This window comes from Acidovorax sp. AC410 (genome assembly GCF_979253235.1).
The window spans coordinates 4,196,692-4,218,322 of record NZ_CEEDCG010000001.1; the positions used below are offsets into that span (position 1 = coordinate 4,196,692).

The window sequence follows — 21,631 nt, forward strand, 5'->3', positions numbered from 1 at the left end:
GCGGCTCAAGCCAGTGCCCCCGCGCAAGGGCCGCCCCGCCGCGCTGGGGGCGTCCCCCTGAGGGGGAAGGCGCGAAGCGCCTCAGGGGGCATCACAAGCTCCCGATGACAGAGGGCGTGAAATCGACGGCGCCCTCCGGCTTTTCGCCCTGCGACCAGGCGAACAGCGAATCCGCCGGCATGGGGCGGGCAAAGAAGAAGCCCTGCAGTTCGTCGCAGTCCATGGCCAGCAGGATGTCGCGCTGGCCCATGGTTTCCACGCCTTCGGCCACGACGCGCAGGCCCAGCGCGTGCGCCAGGCTCACCACGGCGCTGACCACGGCGCGGGCGTCCTCGCTGTCCTCCAGGTCGTTGACGAAGCTGCGGTCGATCTTGAGCTGCTGCGCGGGCAGTTGGCGCAGGTAGTTGAGGCTGGAGTAGCCGGTGCCGAAATCATCGATGGACAAAAACACGCCAATGCGCGCCAGCCCCTCGAAGGTGCGCTGCGTGGCCTTGATGTCCTCCATGGCCACCGATTCGGTGATCTCGCACAGCAGCTGCGAGGCATCCAGTCCGTGAAACTGCAGCGCCTGCCCGATGCGCTCGGCCAGGCCGCTTTCGCGCAGCTGGTGCACCGACAGGTTGATGGCCACGCGCATGCGCATGCCGCTGCGGGCCCATTCGGCCGTCTGGCGGCAGGCCTCGTTGATGACCCAGGCGCCCAGGCGCCCGATCAGTCCGAAGCGCTCGGCCAGGGTGATGAACACCATGGGGGGCACCATGCCGTGCTTGGGGTGGTTCCAGCGCAGCAGGGCCTCCACGCCGCTGATCTGGCCGCGCGTGCCGTCGATCTTGGGTTGGTAGTGCAGGGCCAGCTCGCCCCGGTCCAGCGCCTGGCGCAGGTCGTTCAGCAGCTCCAGTTGTTCCGAAGCGTCCGAGCCCATGTGGGGCTCGAACAGGGCGTAGCAGCCACCGCCTGCGCGCTTGGCGGCGTACATGGCGGCATCGGCGTTGGCCACCAGCTTGGTGCGGTCGCCATGGTCAGGGTGCACCACTATGCCGATGGAGCAGGCGATCTGCACCTTCTTGCCCGAGACCTCGAAGGGCTGCGACAGCGACTCCAGCACCCGGTTGGCCATGCTGACGCAGGCGGCCACGTCGGTCACGTCCTCCAGCAGGATCAGGAACTCATCGCCACCCACGCGGGCCACGGTGTCGCACTCGCGCGCTTCCTTGCGCAGCCGGTCCGCCGCGCTGCGCAGGATCACGTCGCCCGCCGCATGGCCGAAGGAGTCGTTGATGGGCTTGAAACCATCGAGGTCCACGAACAGCACGGCCAGCCGGTCCTCCACGCGCAGGTGGTTGGTGCGATCCAGGCGCAGCAGGGCGTGGATGAGCCGGTCTTCGAACAGCAGGCGGTTGGGCAGGCCGGTGAGGGCGTCGGCAAAGGCGCGCTTTTGCAACTCGTCGTTGGCGGCCTGCAGGCGGGTGTTGCTCTCCCGCAACGACTGGGTGAGCTGCTGCGCCGTGTTCTGCAGCCGTGCATCCAGGATGGAGGTGAACAGCGTGCTCACCAGCAGCATGCCGGTGGCGATGAGCACCATGGCCGTGAGGCCCGGGCCACCGAGCTCGCCGGCGCTCAGGCACACGGCGCCCACGGCAAAGCGGGCGGCCGCCATGCCGGTGTAGTGCATGCCGCAGATGGCCACCGCCATCACGAACGAGGCCGCAAGCTGGTAGCGCACGCGCTGGCTGGGCCGCACGCGGCGCAGCAGCTTGAAGATGAGCAGTGCCGAGGCCGAGGCCAGCACCGCGATCAGCACCGACAGGACCACCACCCGGTAGTCCCAGACGATGCCGGGGTTCATGTCCATGGCCGCCATGCCGATGTAGTGCATGCCGCTGATGCCGGCACCCATCACCAAGGCCCCCAGTGCGAGCTGGGTGTTGCCGAAGTTCTCGCGGCTGGCCAGCTCCAGCGCCACGCCGGATGCCGCCACGGCCGCCAGCCAGGACAGCAGGGTGGCCCCACCGGAAAAACCGATCTCGATGGGCAGCTTGAAGGCCTGCATGCCCAGGAAGTGCATGGACCAGATGCCGGTGCCCATGACGATGGAGCCCGCCGCCCACCAGGCCAGGCCCACGCGGCGCTGCGCCGTGCGCACCCGCCGCGCCAGGTCCAGCGTGACGTAGGAGGCCAGCATGGCAATGGCAAAGGACGCTGCCACCACGAACAGGTTGTAGCTGAAGGGCATGAACGTGTTCATGGAGATGCTGAAGATGTGTACTGGTAGGCAGGTTGCGCCCGCGTGCGCGCGCCGTCAAGGGGCGTGCGCACGGAGGCTGCGAATCTGTTCACGGTCGCTCTCACGGGAGCGCGCACGCCGGTGACGGCGGTGCTCGCGCGAGCCTGCAGGCTTGCGGATGCAGGGCCGGCAGGAGACATGCCCTGTGCAAATGGGGGTGGGCTGACAGGGCGCATGCCTGTGGCATCGCATGCCTTGGCAGGTTGGCTTGCCCTGGAAGAGACCGTGAAGAGGTTCTGACGAAGGTAAATTGTACCAATCTGTTGCAAAACTTGTTGGAGTGGTGGCTCTAGGACCTCTTTGCCTGAACACTGCAAAGCCTTGTTGAGACGGGTGGTGCGCAGTGCATTTCCCCCTGCGATTGGGTGCATCTTGGTGTTGGTAAATGAGAATTGTTTTGCTTTATCTTATGCTACCGGGTGCGCCTGATTCCCCACGGCCTGTGCCTTTGAGTCGCTGCTCTCGCACCGAGCTGCGCCGCAGTGCCTGCCAGCGTCGTTCCACCTGACAGTTGTTTTACCTTGGAGTACCGTTTCCCATGACCTCCCGTACCGAACGCGACACCTTTGGCCCCATCGAGGTGCCGGCCGACAAGCTGTGGGGCGCGCAGACGCAGCGCTCGCTGCAGAACTTCGACATCTCGGGCGAGCAGCAGCCGCGCGAGATCATCAAGGCGCTGGCCCAGGTCAAGCGCGCCTCGGCCGTGGTCAACCAGGCCCTGGGTCTGCAGGACAGCAAGAAGACCGGTGCCATCGTGGCCGCCGCCGACGAAGTGATTGCCGGCAAGCACCCGGGCGAGTTTCCGCTGGTGGTGTGGCAGACCGGCTCGGGCACGCAGACCAACATGAACGTGAATGAAGTGCTGGCCAACCGCGCCAGCGAGATTTTGGGCGGCGAGCGCGGCGAAGGCCGCCTGGTACACCCCAACGACGACGTGAACCGCAGCCAGTCGAGCAACGACGTGTTCCCCACCGCCATGCACGTGGCCGCCGTGGAGGCGCTCACGCACAAGCTCTTGCCCGCCATCGCCAGGCTGCGCGCCACGCTGGACCAGAAGGCCCGGGACTTTGACGGCATCGTCAAGATCGGCCGCACCCACCTGCAGGACGCCACCCCACTCACGCTGGGCCAGGAGTTCTCGGGCTATGTGGCCCAGCTCGACCATGGCGAGCGCCATGTGCGCGCCGCGCTGCCCCACCTGTACGAGCTGGCCTTGGGCGGTACTGCGGTGGGCACGGGCCTGAATGCGCCCAAGGGCTATGCCGAGCAGTCGGCCGCCGAGCTGGCGCGCCTCACGGGCCTGCCCTTCGTCACCGCGCCCAACAAGTTCGAGGCCCTGGCCTCGGTCGATGGCCTGGTGCATGCCCACGGTGCCTTGAAGACCCTGGCCGCCAGCATGATGAAGATCGCCAACGACGTGCGCTGGCTGGCCAGCGGCCCGCGCAGCGGCATCGGCGAGCTCAGCATCCCCGAGAACGAGCCGGGCTCGTCCATCATGCCCGGCAAGGTCAACCCCACGCAGAGCGAGGCCGTGACCATGCTGGCCGCCCAGGTGTTCGGCAACGACGTGGCCATCAACTTCGGCGGTGCCTCGGGCAATTTCGAGCTCAACGTGTTCCGCCCCATGGTGGCGCACAACTTCCTGCAGAGCGTGCGCTTGCTGGCCGACGGCATGGTCAGTTTCAACGACCAGTGCGCGGTGGGCATCGAGCCCAACCGCGAGCGCATCACCGAGCTGGTGGACCGCTCGCTGATGCTGGTGACCGCGCTCAACACCCATATCGGCTACGACAAGGCGGCCTATATCGCCAAGAAGGCCCACAAGGAAGGCACCAGCCTGCGCGAAGCGGCCGTGGCCTCGGGCCATGTGACGGGCGAGCAGTTCGACCAGTGGGTGGTGCCGGGCAACATGGTCGGGCGTTGAGTCCGCTCGCTCAGCGGTTCGCGCGCATCACCTTGACCACGGCGGCCGCCTCCTCGTCGGCGTAGCCCGCTTCCTCGGCCTGGCGGAACAGCGTTTCTGCCAGCTCCGGCACGGCGGCGTGGATGCCGCTGTCGCGCGCATGCTGCGCGATGCGGCGCGTGGCGTCGATGGAGATGCGCAGCGGGCTTTGCGTGATGGCGAAGTCGCCGCTGTGGATGACCTTGCCCTCGTGCTGCAGGAAGGCGCCGAACGAGGGCGCGATCTGGTTGACGAGTGCGCCGTAGCGCTCGACGTCGAGGCCCTCCGTCTCGGCGATGCGCGCGCCGTGGAAGAACCCGATGGTCGCGCCGTAGACATACGACAGCGTGGCGAAATCCATCGCCGAGGCGAGCGAAGGACGCTCGCCCAGGAAGGAGATGCCGCCGCCGAAGACCTGCAGCACGGCCAGCGCGCTGTCGAAGGCGTGCTGGGCGCCCGAGACGAAGACCGGCGTCGTCGGCAGGCCCATCTGCTCCGGTGCGGCCTGGATGGCGCCGTCCAGGTACAGGCCGCCGTGGCTGCGCACCCAGGCGTCCATGTCCAGGGCCTCCTGGGGGCTGCCGGTGGTCAGGTGAACCACCGTGCGGCCCTGGAGCGCCGCACCCACGCCGGGCGACAGCAGGATGGCGTTGGCGGCTTCGTAGTCCTTCACGCAGACCACGATCACCTCGCTGGCGGCGATCGCCTGGGCCACGTCCTGGTGTTGGGTGGCCCCCTGGGCCACCACTTCGGCGGCGTTGGCCGGCGAGCGGTTCCATACGCTGACCCGGTGGTCTGCCTGCAGCAGCAGCGCGGCCAGCTTCTTGCCCATGGTCCCCATTCCGATCACGGTCGTTTTCATACAAATCCCTTTCATGGAGTAGCGCCAAACCGCGGGCGACAAGTGCCTTCGCGGCGACATGCCAATAATCTGCAGAATCGCTTGGCCGGTCGCGCACGAACGGCTTTTTGGAGAGCACGGATGGACGAATCGGCATTCGCAGTGGTACCCGGCCGCGCCGGTCTGCAGGTGGACCTGGTGGAAACGCCGGGCGGCGTGGTCGAGCTCAAGCCGATGGCGGATATGCGCGTGCGCGTGCATTCGGGCGAGCCGGTGCAGGGCATCTGCGGCGCGCAGCGCTTTGTCTACACGCGCGGCGACGTGGACATCGTTGCTGCCGGCCAGGCCGACACCTGGCACGAAGATGGGCCGGGCCGCTCGGTAGTGCTGCGCTTTGCGCCGGCGCTGCTCGAACGCACGGCCCTTGAAGCCGGCCTGCCCGCCGGCCGCGCCGCCCTGGCACCACGCCACCAGTTCCAGGACGCGCATCTGGCGCACATCGCCTGGGCGCTGGAGGCCGAGCGCCAGGCTGGCTCGCCCAACGGCCGGCTCTATGCCGAGAGCCTGGGCACGGCCCTGGCCGTGCACCTGCTGGGCCGCTACACGCTGGCCAGGAAGGCGCCGCCCAGCCTGTCTGCGGCGCAGCTGCGCCGGGTGGTGGACTACATAGAAGTGCACCTCGACGAAGACCTGTCGCTGCCGGTGCTGGCCGGCGTGGCGCACAGCAGCGTGTCGCACTTCAAGACCTTGTTCAAGCGCTCCCTGGGCGTGCCGGTTCATGAGTATGTGGTGCAGCGCCGGGTGGAGCGCGCCCGCGCGCTGCTGCGCCAGGGCAAGTTGCCAGCCAGCGAGGTGGCCCTGGCGGCGGGCTTTTCGCACCAGAGCCACATGGCGCGCAGCATGCGGCGCGTGCTGGGGGTGTCGCCGGGCCTGTTGCGCACGGCGTAGCGCTCAGCCGCCCTTGTGAACGTCCGCGGGTTCGCTCTGCGCCAGCACTTCCTGCTGCGCCAGCGCTTCGAGCTGCGCCAGGTTGTGTACCACGATGTCGCGCTGGTGGATGCCGATGATGCCCTCGCGCTCCATCCACTTGAGCTCCATGTTGATGCGCTGGCGCGAGCCGCCCAGGAGCTGGGCCAGCTCGTCCTGCACCAGCGACAGGCCGATGGCGCCGCGCGTGCCTGGCACGGCAGCGCGCTCGCCGAAGCGGCGCAGCATGTGCAGGAGCTGCTTGGCCAGCCGTGCGCGCAGGGGCAGGGTGGCCATGTCTTCCATCATCCAGTAGAGGTAGCGCATGCGCCGCGCCTGCAGGGTGAGCAGCGCCTCGCCGAACGAGGGGTGCTCGCGCAGCAGCTGGCGGAACACGGCTTCGGCCACGCTGAGCACCGTGGTGGGGCCGTGCGCGTGGGCGTCGTAGGTGTTGGCGCCCTGGTGCAGCACCTCGGCCTCGCCGACCCAGATGCCGGGCTCCACATAGGCCAGCGTGACCTGCTTGCCCGAGGGCGTGGTGCGCCGAAAGCGGATGGCGCCGCTGGCACAGGTGAACCAGTCGGTTGCCGGCTTGCCCTGCTCGACGATCATCTTGCCGTGGGCGTAGCGCGTGACGCGGCCCAGGCGCAGGATGTCATGCCTGAGCGAGGGCGTGAGCGCCGCGAACCAGCGGCCGCGGTTGATGGCGTCGCGCTCCTCCAGGCTCAGGAAAGGGCGTTGCTGTGCGTTGCGGTCCGCGCCGTTGCTCAGGGATTCCAGCATGGTGATGGGCTGCTCGTGGGGCGATGTCGGTGGATGGGGCAGGGGCGGCATCAGGACACCGGTTTGCCGCGCTGCAGCAATTTTAGCGGCGCCTCCCGGGCACCGGTGCCCCCTGCGGCACCTTGGCGACAGGGTCTCAGCCTCTCAGCCTGCCTTGCCGCGCGGCTTGTGCAGAAAGGCCAGCAGCCGCCGCTCCGCCGCGCTCAGGCCCCTGGGCGATGCCGCTCCGCCGATGCGCTCCCACACCGACTGCATGCCCGGCCCCGCGTCCGATGCCAGGCGCGAACCCAGCTCCAGCACCGCCGGGTGTACGTACGACTTCCTGCACACGGCGGGTGTATTGCCAAGCTGGCGCGCCACCTCGGCCAGGATGTCCCTGGCGCTGTAGGCGGGCTCGCCCGCCTGGCCGGTACAGGCCAGGCGCGTGAGTTCCAGCGCCTGCACCGTGCCGTGCCAGGTGCGAAAATCCTTGGCGGTGAAGCGCATGCCTTCCTGGCCCTCCTTGTCCGTACCCGTGATCTCGGCCAGGTAATCGTTCACATCGCCCGAGCCCACCGCATGGGGCAGGCCGTCGTCTCCCTCGTACTGGAAGAGTTCCTGCCCCGGCAGTTGCTGGCAGCGGCGCACCACGCGGGCCACGCGCGGGTCGTCCAGGGCGGCCTGCTGCGGCACGCCGCTCTTGCCCCGGAAGCTCAGTGTGAGCTTGCTGCCGTGGAGCCTGGCATGGCGCGTGCGCAGCGTGGTCAGACCGAAGGAGTTGTTGCTGCTGGCGTATTCCTCGTTGCCCACGCGCACGAAGGTGGTGTCCAGCAGGCGCACCAGCGTGGCGAGCACCAGGCTGCGCGAGAGGGCCTTGCTGCGCGCGCCGTCCTTCAGGTCGCGCGCCACGCGCGCGCGGATGCGCGGCAGAGCGCGGCCAAAGGCCAGCATGCGGCCGAACTTGCTCTCGTCGCGCTGCGCGCGCCAGTCGGGGTGGTAGCGGTACTGCAGCCGGCCGCGTGCGTCCAGGCCCGTGGCCTGCAGGTGGCCGTTGGGCAGCGGGCAGATCCACACGCTGGTGTAGGCCGGGGGGATTGCCAGTTGGTTGATGCGCGCCACCTCGTCGGGGTCTACCACCCACTGCCCGTCGGGGCTGCGGTAGCGAAAGGCCTTGCCGCGCTTCACGCGCGTGAGGCCCGGCATGGTGGTGCTGACATAGCGCAGGCCGCCTGGCAGGCGGGGGCGGGATGGAGTGGTCTTGCGGGTGGATGAGACGGGCGAAGGCATGCCCCGATCACACCGCGGCCTGCCGGTGGCAGCCGTAGGAGCCCGCTCGACACCGGCGTGGGACGGCGCCGCAGCCAGTAGGGGTCGCCCGCGCTATTTCGCCGCGCCCGCCACGGCGTGGCGGCAGCCGAAGGACAGGTTCTCGCGCGCGATGTCGTCGCTGCCGCACTGCCATTTGCCCAGGTCGCTCTGGCCCTTGCGCTTCTTCATCGTGGGCAGGTAGACCAGGTGCTTGCCATCCAGCGGCTCGCCCGCGCCATCGGCAATGGTCAGGCGCACCACGCCATTGGCCGGCTCGATGGCCAGGGCCTTGAAGCCTGCCGGCAACTGCCCCGCCTGGGCCAGGCCGATGGCCGCCGCGTTGGCAGGGAAGTTGCCGGTGTTGCGGTAGTGGTTCTCCACCAGCTGCAGCACGGGGCGAGCGGCCTTGTCCAGCTGGCGCACCTGCTCGCGGTGCGGGTTGGCGGGCTCGTCGCCCTGGTTCCACAGCGCCACGGCCACCATGATCGCGAAGCTGAAAGCCGACAGCGCTCCCAGCACCACCATCGTCTTGAGGAACCAGCCGGGGCCGCGTTCCAGTGCCACGGCCTTCTGGATGGCGGTGTCGCTGGCGCGGTTGGAGACCACGAAGGTGCCCGTCATCGAGCTGTGCAGGCCGCGCTCGCCGAACAGGGCCGTGAGCACGCGGTGCAGCAAAAAGGGCACGGCCAGCGTGAGCCCCAGGGTCAGCGTGTACTTGAGGAAATGCCGCAGCATCGACCGCGCCACGCCAGGGCGCTCACCCGTGCGCGTGGCCACGCGCATGCCCAGCAGGCGCTTGCCCGGTGAGCCCGCGCCCATGGCGTCCATCAGCGCGGGCGAGAACAGGCCCAGCACGGCCAGTGCCAGCGCGGCCGGGTAGGCGGCGTTCGGCGCTGCGTCGAAGGCGGGGCGGGCGAACACCCAGGCCAGCACCATCGCCATGGGCAGCACCAGCATCAGCAGCCCGTCGATCAGCGTGGCACCCAGGCGCGCCAGCGTGCCGGGAAACACCTCGACCAGTTCAGCCTGGTGCGCCTGCGCCGGTGCGGGCCTGGGGGCGGGTGCGGGAGCTTTGGCCGTGGGGAGGGCGAACGGGGCTGGTGCTGCGCCCGCCTGCGCTCCTGCGACCGGCAGCGGTGCCTGGCAGCTGAAGCATTGGGTGTAGGAGGCGTGGTTCTGCCAGTTGCAGCGCGGGCATTGCATGGTGGTGCGGCAGGCCACAATTCGATGGCCGGCAAAGGTGGAGGCGGCCGGATTATGCGGCGCACGCCCTGCCGCCTGCAGCGCGCTGCGGCCACTTGTGGCCTGCACCACACACACTCACCCGAAAGAGTGAGACATTCCGCACAACTGGCCGATTTATCGGGATGCCGCCCGCGCCTGCGCGATCCAGCCGTCGAAGGTGGCCTGGTGCGCGCGGATCCAGCCGTCCGCATGGCGCGCCAGGTCGGCTGGGCGGTTCTGCCCGTCGCGCATGGCCAGGTTCTGGGCATTGATATCGGCCACGGGCAGCTGCATCACCTCGAACAGTTTCGCGGCCGCCGGGTTCTGGTCGGTGAACTGTTTGTTGGCCACGATGCGCTGGCGGTTGGGGATGAAACCGTAGTTGCGGCCATTGGGCAGCCCGGTGTCCACCCCGGCCTGATCGCCCGGCAGCGCCGAATGCGGCACCTGCAGCCACACGACCTCCGAGCCGGGGCGCAGCACGCCGCTGACCCAGTAGGGCGTCCAGGTGTAGTACAGGATGGGCTGGCCCTGCCTGAAGCGGGCAATGGTGTCGGCGATCAGCGCCGAGTAGCTGCCCTGGACATGGGTCACCGTGCCGGTGAGGCCGTAGGCCCTGAGCTGGTGCTCGATCACGCCCTCGCAACCCCAGCCGGGCGTGCAGCCGGTGAGGTCGGCTTTGCCGTCGCCGTTGCTGTCGAACAGGCGGGCGAGCTGGGGGTCCTTGAGCTGGTCGATGTGGGTGATGCCGTACTGCTCGGCCGTCTTCTTGTCGATGAGGTAGCCCTGCACGGCGTTCTGCGAGTAGCTGCCGGTGCGCGAGAGTTTGGCATCGCCGCCCGCGTTGCGGTAGAAGTCGGCGTGCAGCGGGTCCCAGTGATTGGCCATGTAGGTGGCGTCGCCCTGGGCGATGGCCACGTGGGCGGTGGGGTACTCGACCTCCTTGGTGGGCTGCACGGTGTAGCCCAGTTTTTCGAGTGCGCGGCCCACCAGCAGGGTCTGGAAGGATTCTTCGGCAATGGAGCTTTGCAGCGGCTGCACGGTGATGCCCTTGCCGGGCAGCTCGGTCTGCGCATGCGCGCCACCCGACAGGGCGAAGGCGGCAAGCACGGTGGCAATGCGATGGTTCAGGGATGCCATGGGTTCGTTTCCTCGTGTCGGGTGGGGGATCAGCGCAGGGCGGGCAGGGCGCCCGAGCCTTGCGGGGCCCGGCGTGGCTGCACCAGGCGCGATGTGATGCGCAGCACCAGGCCCGCAGGGCCGGTGTGCCACCAGTGGCGCACGCCGCGGCGCGGCCGGCCCAGGGACTGGGTGATGCGGTCGAGCGTGATGGCCAGCAGCACGATGCCCAGGCCGCCCACGGTGGCCAGGCCCATGTCCAGCCGGCCAATGCCGCGCAGCACCATCTGCCCCAGGCCGCCCACGGCGATCATCGAGGCGATGACCACCATCGACAGCGACAGCATCAGCGCCTGGTTGATGCCGGCCAGGATGGAGGGCATGGCCAGCGGCAGCTGCACCTTGACCAGCATCTGCACGGGCGATGCGCCATAGGCACGCGAGGCCTCGATCAGATCGGGCCGCACCTGGCGCAGGCCCAGGTTGGTCAGGCGCACCAGCGGCGGCAGCGCGAAGACGATGGTGACCACCACGCCCGGCACGTTGCCAATGCCGAACAGCATCACCACCGGCACCAGGTAGACGAAGGCCGGCGTGGTCTGCATGGCATCAAGCAGCGGGCGCAGGAGGCGCTGCGCGCGGTCGCTGCTGGCCAGCACGATGCCCAGGGGCAGGCCGATCAGCACGCAGAAGGCCAGTGAGGTGAGCACCAGCGACAGCGTGACCATGGCCTCGGGCCAGATGCCCAGCAGCGCCACCAGCGCCAGCGACACCACGGTGCCGATGGCCAGCGCCCGGCCCGCGAACTGCCAAGCCAGCAGACCCGCCAGCACGACCATGGCCGGGGCGGGCAGGCTGGTGAGCAGGCCTTCCACCCCGCTGAGCGTGCCGTCGATGGGCGCGCGCACGCTCTGGAAGAAGGGGCGAAAGTGTTCCACCACCCAGCCAAGGCCCTGGTTGATCCAGGCCTGTACAGGAAGAGAGCCGTCGAACCAATCGCCGGGGTTCAGGCTGCTGGCTGCCAGGTCTGCCGTCGGCGTTGGCGGGTTGAGCCAGTCGGTGGCCGATGCGCCGCTGTCGCTGGCCTGCATCGATGCTTGCCAGGGATCGGCGAAGGGCGCAGGTTGCACATCCGCGCCTGCCAGGGCCGGTGCGTGGGCCGCATCGCTCGTCCCGGGGGCTTCCTGTGCCAGTGCCTGGTGCGTGTTCGTGGTCGTCTGGTTCATGCGGGGCTCCCTGCGGTGTGGGTGGATGGGGTGGGTGGCGTGGGTGCAATGGGCGGTGTGTCCCGGTCCAGAAAGCGCAGCAGCGTGGTCTTGCTGATGGCGCCGCGAAAGCGCCCGTCCGTATCCACCACGGGCAGTGCGCAGGGGGCCAGGGCCACCTGGCCGAACAGCTCGGCCACCGGCGCCTGGGCGGCGATGGGATCCACCGCGCCGAGGTAGGCATGCTGCAGCCCCAGCGGCCCGGTGTGGCCGCGCAGCGCCGCGCGCAGCGAGTCGGCCGACACGGTGCCCAGGTAGCGCCGGCTGGGGCTGAGCACGTAGGCGAAGTCGTCGTCATGCCCCTCGATGAGCTGCAGCGCCGCACGGGCGCCTCGGTCGCTGTGCTCGTTCACCACCGTGAGGCGCTTGCGCGAGATGTCGCCGGCCTTGAACACGGCGGCCGCGTCCACGCCGCGCACGAAGCTGCGCACATAGCCGTTGGCAGGGTTGCGCAGGATCTCGTCGGGCGTGCCCACCTGCACCACTTCGCCGTCTTTCATGATGGCGATGCGGTCGCCGATGCGCATGGCCTCGTCCAGGTCGTGCGAGATGAAGACGATGGTGCGCCGGCGCACCTGCTGCAGGCGCAGCAGCTCGCTTTGCATCTCGGTGCGGATGATGGGATCCAGCGCCGAGAAAGCCTCGTCCATGAGCAGGATGGACGGGTCGCTGGCCAGCGCCCGCGCCAGGCCCACGCGCTGCTGCATGCCGCCGGAGAGTTCGTCGGGGTAGCTCGCGCCCCAGCCGGCCAGGCCCACCTGTTCCAGCGCCAGGGCGGCCTGCTGCTGGCGCTCCGTGCGGCCCACCCCGGCCAGTTCGAGCCCGAAGGCGGCGTTGTCCAGCACCGTCAGGTGCGGCATGAGGGCGAACGACTGGAAGACCATGCTGATGTCCTTGCGGCGCAGGGCGCGCAGCTGGCGCTCGCCCAGCGCGTTGATGTCCTCGCCCTCCACCAGAATGCGGCCGGCCGTGGGCTCGATCAGGCGGTTGAGCATGCGCACCAGCGTCGATTTGCCCGAGCCCGACAGGCCCATGACCACGAAGATCTCGCCGGCCGCGATGGTGAAGCTGGCGTCGAAGACGCCGATGGAATTGCCGGTCTGCGCCAGGATGTCTTTCTTGTCCAGGCCCTGGCGTGCCAGGTCCAGCGCGGTCTGCGGCGTGTCGCCGAAAACCTTGAACACATGCTCGATGGTGATTTGCTTGGCCATGGGGTGGGTCCTTCCTCGGTGGATGGCGGGTGGAACAACACGCCCGGCCACCTACAGGTGGCCCAGGCTCGATGGAGGGCCGGAAAAGCGGAACCCTGATGCGGCAGCCGACCCGGCGCGCAGGCGCAGGGCACAAAGGCAGGGGTGGGCACGGCAGGTGCCCGGATCGGCCCGGATGGCACGCAAGGTGGTGCGCAAGGGCCTCAGAGTCGGCGCGGCACCGCAGGGGGGCCGAACGCTGTGAGATGCATCAGGGCCGGAGATCCGGCCGTGGCGTCGGAGGCTGCTGTCCGTCAACAGGTCGCAGCCGCCCCGACTGGGGGTTCGCCCTGTGAAAAGGACGAATTACCTGCGTTGCAGGTTGTAAAACACCGGTGAATTATAAGTATTCAGTGCGTTTGTGTCGGGAATGCGGGTTTTTCCGACGGTGGTATACGCGTGCGCAGTGCGCGCGCTGCCCATGAACAAAGCCCCGCCGGACCTGGCGGGCAGGTCCTTGCGGGGCTTCGTGGGCCGGGGCCGCTCAGTGCCGTGCAGGCGGTGTGCTGTGCGCCATCAGGCGGTCCGTCGCCGCAATGGCCAGCGCGCTCAGCAGGAACACCACATGGATGATGGTTTGCCACATCAGCACCTTCTCGTCGTAGTTGGCGGCGTTGATGAAGGTTTTGAGCAGGTGGATGGAACTGATGCCGATGATGGCCGTGGCCAGCTTGACCTTGAGCACCGAGGCGTTCACGTGGCTCAGCCATTCGGGTTGGTCGGGGTGGTCTTCGAGGTGCAGACGCGAGACGAAGGTCTCATAGCCGCCCACGATCACCATGATCAGCAGGTTGGAGATCATCACCACGTCGATCAGCGCCAGCACCACCAGCATGATGATGGTCTCGTTGAGCGCCGTCACGTCCACGTCGCTCTTGTAGCCGATGCTGGACACCAGCGATTTGAGCGCCGCCGTGTTGCCGAAAGCGGCTTCGATCAGGTGCACCAGCTCCACCCAGAAATGGAACACATACACCGCCTGCGCCAGGATCAGGCCCAGGTACAGGGGCAGTTGCAGCCAGCGGCTGGCAAAGATCAGCGAAGACAGAGGGCGCATGGGCGTGGGCTTGAGGGGAGGCTTGGGAGCGGACATAAAGGGGGTGGGGTAGGGGAGACGCGCGATTTTAGGGTGTCTCCCGAAGTGGCCTGTGACAGGACCTGTAAGCTTCGTGCCAGTCAGTGGCTTGTAAGTGCCGCGCAGGACAGTACCGGCCAAACCAATTCCATCAGACCCAGGAGACAACAAGATGAGTGCAGCATCCACCTCTACATCGGCAATCGAGTCCGTGCTGGTTGAAAACCGCGTGTTCCCGCCCTCGGAGGCCATCGTCAAAGCCGCCCGCGTCTCGGGCATGGCCGGCTACGACGCCCTGTGCGCCGAGGCCGAGCAGGACTTCGAAGGCTTCTGGGCGCGCCTGGCGCGCGAGAACGTGCAGTGGACCAAACCCTTCACGCGCACGCTGGACGAATCCAACGCCCCCTTCTTCCAATGGTTCGATGACGGCGAGCTCAACGCCAGCGCCAACTGCCTGGACCGCCACATCGGCACGCCCACCGAGAACAAGGACGCGATCATCTTCGAGGCCGACGATGGCACCGTGACCCGCGTGACCTACAAGGAATTGCTGGCCCGCGTGGGCCAGTTCGCCAATGCGCTCAAGGCCCATGGCGTCAGCAAGGGCGACCGCGTGCTGATCTACATGCCCATGACGGTGGAGGGCGTGATCGCCATGCAGGCCTGCGCGCGCATCGGCGCCACGCACAGCGTGGTGTTCGGCGGCTTCAGCGCCAAGGCGGTGCAGGAGCGCATCATCGACGCCGGTGCCGTGGCCGTGATTACCGCCAACTACCAGATGCGCGGCGGCAAGGAGTTGCCGCTCAAGGCCATCATCGACGAGGCCCTGGCCGCCGGCGGCTGCGACACCATCCGCAACGTCTTCGTCTACCAGCGCACGCCCACCGCATGCAACATGGTGGCCGGGCGCGACAAGACCTTCACCGAAGCCCTCGAAGGCCAGAGCACCGACTGCCCGCCCGTGGCCGTGGGCGCAGAGCACCCGCTGTTCATCCTGTACACCAGCGGCTCCACTGGCAAGCCCAAGGGCGTGCAGCACAGCACCGGCGGCTACCTGCTGTGGGCCAAGCTCACGATGGACTGGACTTTCGATCTGCGGCCTGACGACATCTTCTGGTGCACGGCCGACATCGGCTGGATCACCGGCCACACCTACGTGGCCTACGGTCCGCTGGCGGCCGGCGCCACGCAGATCATCTTCGAAGGCATCCCCACCTTCCCCAACGCCGGGCGCTTCTGGCAGATGATCGAAAAGCACCAATGCACCATCTTCTACACGGCCCCCACGGCCATCCGCTCGCTCATCAAGGCCGCCGAGGGCGATGCCGCCGTGCACCCCGCGCGCTCGGACCTGTCGAGCCTGCGTATCCTGGGCAGCGTGGGCGAGCCCATCAACCCCGAAGCCTGGATGTGGTACCACAAGAACGTGGGCGGCGAGCGCTGCCCCATCGTGGACACCTTCTGGCAGACCGAGACCGGTGGCCACGTCATCACCCCGCTGCCCGGCGCCACGCCGCTGGTGCCCGGCAGCTGCACGCTGCCGCTGCCCGGCATCACCGCCGCCATCGTCGATGAGGTGGGCAACGACATCGCCAACGGCACGGGCGGCATCCTGGTCATCAAGCGCCCCTGGCCCAGCATGATCCGCACCATCTGGAACGACCCCGAGCGCTTCAAGAAGGCCTACTTCCCCGAAGAGCTCAAGGGCTACTACCTGGCCGGCGACGGTGCCGTGCGCAGCAGCGACCGGGCGTACTTCCGCATCACCGGCCGCATCGACGACGTGCTCAACGTCTCGGGCCACCGCATGGGCACGATGGAAATCGAATCGGCCCTGGTCTCCAAGACCGATCTGGTGGCCGAAGCCGCCGTGGTGGGCCGCCCCGACGACGTGACCGGAGAGGCCATCTGCGCCTTCGTCGTGCTCAAGCGCTCGCGCCCCACCGGCGAAGAGGCCAAGCAGATCGCCAACGAGCTGCGCGCCTGGGTCGCCAAGGAAATCGGCCCCATCGCCAAGCCCAAGGACATCCGCTTCGGCGACAACCTGCCCAAGACGCGCAGCGGCAAGATCATGCGCCGGCTGTTGCGCAGCATCGCCAAGGGCGAGGCGATCACGCAGGACACTTCTACTTTGGAGAACCCGGCAATCCTGGATCAGTTGGCCCAGACCAACTGATCCAGAAGGCGCCGTGCAACGGCGCCAGCGCGCAGCGCTTGCCGGGTTTGGGGCCACTCATCGCTGCAGGCGATGTGATGTGGCCACAGAATCTTCGTCGATCGTCCATCGCGCTTGATCAAGGCACCGTTTTGATGTTGCGAAGCCTTTCGGTCCCCCCGAGGTTCCGACTGTCCCTTCCGGAGCGCTTTTCCTCCCTCCCTCTCTTTTTCGTTTCGGGACGCTTCGCAACTTTTTTATGCCGGCCACCGGCCGCTGCGCAGCGGCCAGGCAGCCGCCCCTGTAGGACAGCTTCGGCAAACCGCTGCAAGGTCTGTGTTTGCAGCCCCGCATGGGTTACAACCCGTTCAACACGCCGCCGGCCATGAGGGTCGGCGAGCGGTGCGTGCAACGAACGAACGGAGCTTTTCCCATGCAATTACGATCCATCGTGCTGCTGCTGACCATGCTGGCCATTGCCGTGCTGGCGGCCCTCAACTGGGCAGCGCTGTCTGCCCCCGTGCCCGTGTCCCTGGGCGTGACCGCACTGGAGGCGCCGCTGGGCCTGCTCATGCTGGGCCTCACGGCCTTGCTGGCCATCGTCGGCGTGGCCTATGTGCTCTCGCTGCAGGGCTCGGTGCTGCTGGAGACGCGCCGCCACACCAAGGAACTGCAGGCCCAGCGCGAGCTGGCCGACAAGGCCGAGGCCTCGCGCTTCACCGAGCTGCGCGCCTTCCTGGAAACCCAGCAGCAGCAAACGCATACGGCCCTGTTGGCACGGCTGGACCACCTCGAAACCCGCCTGGCCGCCCGTGCCCAGGAATCCGACAACACCACCGCCGCCTATGTGGGACAACTGGAGCAGCAAATGCGCGTGCGCGGGGCCGACATGAACCTCGTGTAAGACGGACTGGCCAGCTCCTGGCCCCCAAAGCACAACAGCCGCCCCACTGGCACAGTGGCGCGGCTGTTGTCTGTGTGCCGTGCGAAGTGTTACTTCACCGTGAGCACCCAGGCGGCCAGCTTCTTGGCGTCGGCTTCGTTGACCTGCGCATTGGCGGGCATGGGCACGGGGCCCCATACACCCCCACCGCCCTTCATGATCTTGCCGGCCAGCTTGTCCACGGCATCCTTCTGGCCCGCGTACTTGGCCGCCACTTCCTTGTAGGAGGGGCCCACCACCTTCTTGTCCATGGCGTGGCAGGCCATGCAGCTCTTGGCCGTGGCCAGCGCCATGTCGGCCATGGCGGGGCCCGCCACCGACAGCGAAAGGGCCAATGTGATCAGAGTGCGCTTCATGGTGGGGATTTTCCTGTGGGTTGGGTTACAGTTCTTTTAACGGAATTGTAGTGACTTGGGTTGACCTAGGCGCCTGTCGGACTTGGAGCGTCGAAAGCGAAAATCGGCCCCAGCGAGGACAGTTTTTGCCGGATTTTCAGCCCCATAGCCAGGCTATGGGGCAAAAAGACGGTGAAAAATGGACCGCTGCGGCCGATTTGCAGCCGACGATTTCCAAGTCCGACAGGCTCCTAGGGCCCCTAGGCTGCCAAGCCCCTGCGCACCCGTATTGATTGGAGATTGCCATGTACCTGCTCGTCATTGCCGTCATTTTGTCGGCGCTCAAATACCTTGAAATCGGCCCCGTGGCCAATATGGACTGGATGTGGATCCTGGGCGTCTATGGCCTCACCATCGTCTGGTGGGCGTGGGCTGATAAAACGGGTTACACCAAACGCAAGGCCATGGAAAAGATGGAACAGCGCAAGCAGGATCGCATCAACAAGAACAAGGAGGCCATGGGCATGGCGCCGCGCAAGCCGCGCTGAGGCCCCTCGGGCCTGTGGGTCGCTTGGTTCGGGCCACACTCTGGCGACCCGGGCGGTGGTCCCTCGCATGGTGAAAAAGCCCGTCCCCCAGGGTGACGGGCTTTTTCATGCCTGCGGCATGCAGGGGGTCACCCCAACGCCCGCCCCATCTCCTCCACGAGCGCACCGGCCGCTGCGCTCCAGGGCAGGTCCCGCGAGCGCAGCGCACAGGCCACCGTGCCCACCTCCGGTGCCAGGGGCCGCACCTGCAGGCCGGGGTGGCGCCGGGCGTACCAGGCCGACCAGCTGTCCACCAGGGCCCATCCCAGGCCCTGCGCGGCCATTTCGATGGCGGCGTGGTAACTGGCGGTGGTGATGCGCGCGGCGGGTGCCACGCCATGGGCGTCGTAGGCCATGTGCAGCTGGCGGCCGATGGGGTCCGAAGGGTCCAGGTCGATCAGCGGGTGGTCGGCCAGGGCCTGCAGGGGGACGGGGCCGTCGCCGGGCGGCAGGTCCAGGCCCACACAGACCACGCGGCCGTGGCCGATGGGCAGGTCCACCACGGCCGGGTGGTTCGAGGGTTCCAGGGCAAAGCCCAGGTCGGCTTCGCGGCGCACGATGGCGTCGGCGATCTGGCGCGAGTGCAGGGTGCGGAAGGTCAGGCGCACGTGCGGGTGCGCGCGGTTCCAGCGGCCCAGCGCCTGGGGCAGCACTTCCATCGACAGCCCCGGCACGCACAGCAGGCGCAGCACCGTGTCGGAGCCGGCACCGAGGTTGGCCGCGCTGCGGCGCACGGCATCGAGCTGGCCGAAGAGCTGCTCCACATCGGGGAACAGGCGCTGGGCCTCTACCGTGGGCGTGAGCCGGCCGCGCACGCGCTGGAACAGCGTGACGCCGATGCTCTGCTCGGCCTGCTGCAGCAGGCGCGAGGCCGCGGGCTGGGTGATGTGCAAGGTGTCGGCCGCACCCTTGACGGTGCCGGCGCGCATCACGGCATAGAAGATCTCGATGTGGCGGATGCGGAACATGGGGCAAGGTTAACAGGCGCGCACGGGCCGGGTACCGCCGTGCGATGCGTGCAGCCGCCACCGCCGGCCGCGTTACGCGTGCATGTGTTGCGCCTGCCAGGCCTGTGCAGTGCCCTCGATATCGGCGGCCAGCCACTCGGCAGAACCGAAGGCCAGCGTGAAACCCAGGGCGCCCTGGCCGGAGTTGACGAACAGGTTGCGCACGCCACCGGCGCGGCCGATGCACGGCAGCCCGGTGGGCGTGGCGGGGCGCAGGCCGGCCCAGGGGCGCATGTCGCCCGGCGTGCCGCGCAGGCCGAACAACTGGCGCACGCTGTCCACCAGCAGGGCGATGCGGCCGTGGTCGATGCGTGTGTCCTGGCCCACCAGCTCGGCAAAGCCGGCCACGCGCAGCCGCCGCGTGGGGCCCGAGCCCAGCGGCGCGAACACGGTCTTGGTCGCCGTGTCCGTGAGGCTGGTGGCCGGCATGCGCGCGATGTGCTCGGCAGCCACGTCGATGCTGTAGCCCTTGAGCGGCTGGATGGACACGCTGCCACCCAAGCCCAGCGGGTGCAGCAGCCCGGGGGTTTGTGCCCCGGCAGCCACCACGCAGGCATCGAAGGCGATGTGCTGCCGCGTGCCACCGTGCTCGGCAAGCAGGCCCTTGGGCTCGTTGCCCTGGTGGCGGTCCCAGGCGAGGAAGCGGTGGCTCCACAGCGCGGTGAAGCGCGGCCCGCTGGCCAGTTCATCGGCCAGCGCGGCGCAGACCTTGGCGCAGTCGGCCACCTCTTCGCTGGGGGTCCAGATGCCGCCCGCCAGCGGCGCAGCGGGGTCCAGTGCGGGCTCGCGCACGCAGCATTCCGCGCCCGTCAGCACCTGCTGCAGGGGCCCGTGCATGGCCTGCTGCAGCTGCACCTGGCGGCCTGCGGCCTCCAGGCCCGCGGCACTGCGGTACAGCACCAGCTTGCCCTGCGTGGTGTGCTCGATGCGCGCCGCCGGGACGTTCGCGCGCCAGCGCTGGAAGGCGCTGTGGCTGTCGCCAGCCAGGCGCAGCAGCTGGCGCGTGGTGGCGTCGGCGCGGGCCTGGGTGCAGGCCGCCACGAACTGCAGGCACCAGCGCCAAGCAGCCGGGTCCAGCCCCGGGCGCAGGCGCAGCGGCGACGACGGCGACAGCAGCAGCGACGGCAACTGCGCGAAGATGGCGGGGGACGCCAGCGGCGCCACGTAGGCATAGCTCAGCTGGGCGCCATTCTGGGCACTTGCGCCGCTGGCCGGGCCGGGGCCCTGGTCCAGCAGCACCACCTCGTGGCCCTTGCCCACGAGGGCCCGCGCGGTGGCCAAGCCGACGATGCCGCCACCGATCACTGCAATACGCAACAACGCCTGCTCCTTGGTACAGAAAGAGCCCGCATCATCGGCGTGGCCGGTGGCGCCGTCGATTGCCGGAATGCCGATGGCCCATGCCCGGAAGGCATACGCTCCCCATGACGGGGCTGCTGCACCACGAAGGGGCGTGCCAACGTATGCCGTCAGGGTATGCCGCCAGGGCATACACCATGGCGAAATTGCTACTCGCTGCCAGGCGGCCGGGCCCGTACATTGCGAGTGTTCGCAGACCCCCTCACCACATTTCCGGAGAGCACCCATGAACCGCTGGACCCGCACCGCCCTTGGCGCCGCCCTGTCGCTGGCCGCCATTTCGTCCTCCTTCGCCCAGCCGCAGCCCACGCTGGCCAAGATGGCGCAGTCCGGGGTCATCCACCTGAGCTACCGTGATTCCTCCGTGCCGTTCAGCTACCTGAGCGATGCCAAGCCCATTGGCTTCAGCATCGAGATCTGCGACCGCATCGTGGAGATCCTCAAGGCGAAGATCAAGCGACCCGACCTGAAGATCGAGCGCCAGCCCGTCAGCTCGCAGAACCGGATTCCGCTGGTAATGAACGGCACGGTGGACCTGGAATGCGGCTCCACCACCAACAACGTGGCGCGGCGCGAGCAGGTCGAGTTTGCGGTGAACTACTTCTACACCGGCACCCGCATGATGGTGAAGAAGACCTCGGGCATCACCGCGCTGACCGACCTCAAGGGCAAGAAGCTGGCCACCACCAGCGGCACCACCAACGTACAGGTGCTGCGCAAGTACCTCAAGGACAACAACCAGGAGACCGAGATGCTGCTGGCCAAGGACCATGCCGATGGCGCGCTGCTGGCCGAAGGCGGCCGGGCCGACGCCTATGCCATGGACGACATCCTGCTGTACGGCCTGGTGGCCAACGCCAAGAACCCGGCCGAATGGGCCGTGGTGGGCGAGGCGCTGCAGGTCGAGCCCTACGCCATCATGCTGCGCAAGAACGACCCCGAATTCAAGAAGGAAGTCGATGCCGCCCTGGTCTCGCTCATGAAGAGCGGCGAGTTCGAGAAGCTCTACGACAAGTGGTTCCTGCAGCCCATCCCGCCACGCAACGTGGCGCTCAATGTGCCGATGAGCGCCGAGCTCAGGAAGAACCTCAAGGAGTTCAGCGACCGGCCTGCGCCGCCTGCGGCGCCCTGAGCCACGGTGCTGCCCTGGGCCACTGCGCAAGAAAAAACGCCCGCAGCCTGAGAAGGCTGCGGGCGTTGTGCGTGAGC

At 68.1% G+C, this 21,631-nt stretch carries 18 protein-coding genes; 6 read left to right on the forward strand and 12 right to left on the reverse strand.

From position 1 onward, the window contains the following. Window positions 1-91 precede the first annotated feature (91 nt). Window positions 92-2,245, reverse strand: coding sequence for a putative bifunctional diguanylate cyclase/phosphodiesterase (locus tag AC0IZS_RS19485; protein WP_471637118.1), 2,154 nt, complete (start codon window positions 2,243-2,245; stop codon window positions 92-94). Between the two features lie 577 nt (window positions 2,246-2,822). Here AC0IZS_RS19485 and fumC point away from each other — a divergent pair. Continuing rightward, window positions 2,823-4,208, forward strand: coding sequence for a class II fumarate hydratase (gene fumC, locus AC0IZS_RS19490; RefSeq protein ID WP_471637119.1), 1,386 nt, complete (start codon window positions 2,823-2,825; stop codon window positions 4,206-4,208). Between the two features lie 10 nt (window positions 4,209-4,218). Here the strand turns inward: fumC and AC0IZS_RS19495 are convergent, their stop codons facing one another. After that, window positions 4,219-5,088: an NAD(P)-dependent oxidoreductase gene (locus AC0IZS_RS19495; RefSeq protein ID WP_471637120.1), complete on the reverse strand. Its 870-nt coding sequence runs from the start codon at window positions 5,086-5,088 to the stop codon at window positions 4,219-4,221. A gap of 120 nt (window positions 5,089-5,208) precedes the next feature. Here AC0IZS_RS19495 and AC0IZS_RS19500 point away from each other — a divergent pair, with 120 nt between their 5' ends. Next, the gene (locus AC0IZS_RS19500) at window positions 5,209-6,015 is read left to right on the forward strand and encodes an AraC family transcriptional regulator (RefSeq protein WP_471637121.1); all 807 of its coding nucleotides are present in this window, start codon (window positions 5,209-5,211) and stop codon (window positions 6,013-6,015) included. A 3-nt stretch (window positions 6,016-6,018) separates the two neighbouring features. On the opposite strand, the gene AC0IZS_RS19505 is transcribed toward AC0IZS_RS19500, so the two are convergent. The 7 genes from AC0IZS_RS19505 to AC0IZS_RS19535 form a co-directional block, all read right to left on the reverse strand. Then, window positions 6,019-6,816, reverse strand: coding sequence for a Crp/Fnr family transcriptional regulator (locus AC0IZS_RS19505; RefSeq protein ID WP_471637122.1), 798 nt, complete (start codon window positions 6,814-6,816; stop codon window positions 6,019-6,021). Window positions 6,817-6,960: 144 nt separating this feature from the next. Further along, window positions 6,961-8,082 (reverse strand): DNA topoisomerase IB, encoded by a 1,122-nt coding sequence (locus AC0IZS_RS19510; RefSeq protein WP_471637123.1) that lies wholly within the window; start codon window positions 8,080-8,082, stop codon window positions 6,961-6,963. 93 nt (window positions 8,083-8,175) lie between these two features. Next, a complete protein-coding gene (locus tag AC0IZS_RS19515; protein ID WP_471637124.1) occupies window positions 8,176-9,414 on the reverse strand; it encodes an RDD family protein in 1,239 nt (412 codons plus the stop codon). 48 nt (window positions 9,415-9,462) lie between these two features. Then, window positions 9,463-10,467 carry a glycine betaine/L-proline ABC transporter substrate-binding protein ProX gene (gene proX / locus AC0IZS_RS19520; protein WP_471637125.1) on the reverse strand — a complete coding sequence of 335 codons (1,005 nt, stop codon included), beginning with the start codon at window positions 10,465-10,467 and terminating at the stop codon, window positions 9,463-9,465. 29 nt (window positions 10,468-10,496) lie between these two features. Then, complete coding sequence (gene proW, locus AC0IZS_RS19525) at window positions 10,497-11,672, reverse strand: glycine betaine/L-proline ABC transporter permease ProW (RefSeq protein WP_471637126.1); 1,176 nt, start codon at window positions 11,670-11,672, stop codon at window positions 10,497-10,499. Beyond that, window positions 11,669-12,922 carry a glycine betaine/L-proline ABC transporter ATP-binding protein ProV gene (gene proV, locus AC0IZS_RS19530; RefSeq protein WP_471637127.1) on the reverse strand — a complete coding sequence of 418 codons (1,254 nt, stop codon included), beginning with the start codon at window positions 12,920-12,922 and terminating at the stop codon, window positions 11,669-11,671. The genes proW and proV overlap by 4 nt, the downstream gene beginning before the upstream one ends. A 523-nt stretch (window positions 12,923-13,445) precedes the next feature. Then, entirely contained in the window at window positions 13,446-14,018 is a 573-nt protein-coding gene (locus tag AC0IZS_RS19535) for a TIGR00645 family protein (protein WP_471637128.1), read from the reverse strand. A 190-nt stretch (window positions 14,019-14,208) separates the two neighbouring features. Between AC0IZS_RS19535 and acs the strand changes: the two genes are divergently transcribed. Together acs and AC0IZS_RS19545 are read left to right on the forward strand one after the other, a co-directional pair. Beyond that, on the forward strand, window positions 14,209-16,212 hold the full coding sequence (gene acs, locus AC0IZS_RS19540) for an acetate--CoA ligase (protein ID WP_471637129.1): 2,004 nt from the start codon (window positions 14,209-14,211) through the stop codon (window positions 16,210-16,212). Window positions 16,213-16,624: 412 nt separating this feature from the next. Beyond that, window positions 16,625-17,095 (forward strand): LapA family protein, encoded by a 471-nt coding sequence (locus tag AC0IZS_RS19545; protein ID WP_471637130.1) that lies wholly within the window; start codon window positions 16,625-16,627, stop codon window positions 17,093-17,095. A gap of 89 nt (window positions 17,096-17,184) precedes the next feature. On the opposite strand, the gene AC0IZS_RS19550 is transcribed toward AC0IZS_RS19545, so the two are convergent. Beyond that, window positions 17,185-17,490, reverse strand: coding sequence for a c-type cytochrome (locus AC0IZS_RS19550; protein ID WP_471637131.1), 306 nt, complete (start codon window positions 17,488-17,490; stop codon window positions 17,185-17,187). Between the two features lie 284 nt (window positions 17,491-17,774). Here AC0IZS_RS19550 and AC0IZS_RS19555 point away from each other — a divergent pair, with 284 nt between their 5' ends. Next, window positions 17,775-18,017: a TIGR04438 family Trp-rich protein gene (locus AC0IZS_RS19555; RefSeq protein WP_471637132.1), complete on the forward strand. Its 243-nt coding sequence runs from the start codon at window positions 17,775-17,777 to the stop codon at window positions 18,015-18,017. A 128-nt stretch (window positions 18,018-18,145) separates the two neighbouring features. Here AC0IZS_RS19555 and AC0IZS_RS19560 read toward each other — a convergent pair whose 3' ends face one another. Then, a complete protein-coding gene (locus tag AC0IZS_RS19560; protein WP_471637133.1) occupies window positions 18,146-19,024 on the reverse strand; it encodes a LysR family transcriptional regulator in 879 nt (292 codons plus the stop codon). 72 nt (window positions 19,025-19,096) lie between these two features. Continuing rightward, window positions 19,097-20,383, reverse strand: a complete 1,287-nt coding sequence (locus AC0IZS_RS19565; RefSeq protein ID WP_471637134.1) for an FAD-dependent oxidoreductase — start codon at window positions 20,381-20,383, stop codon at window positions 19,097-19,099. A 265-nt stretch (window positions 20,384-20,648) separates the two neighbouring features. Between AC0IZS_RS19565 and AC0IZS_RS19570 the strand changes: the two genes are divergently transcribed. Next, the gene (locus AC0IZS_RS19570; protein ID WP_471637135.1) at window positions 20,649-21,554 is read left to right on the forward strand and encodes an amino acid ABC transporter substrate-binding protein; all 906 of its coding nucleotides are present in this window, start codon (window positions 20,649-20,651) and stop codon (window positions 21,552-21,554) included. Window positions 21,555-21,631 lie beyond the last annotated feature (77 nt).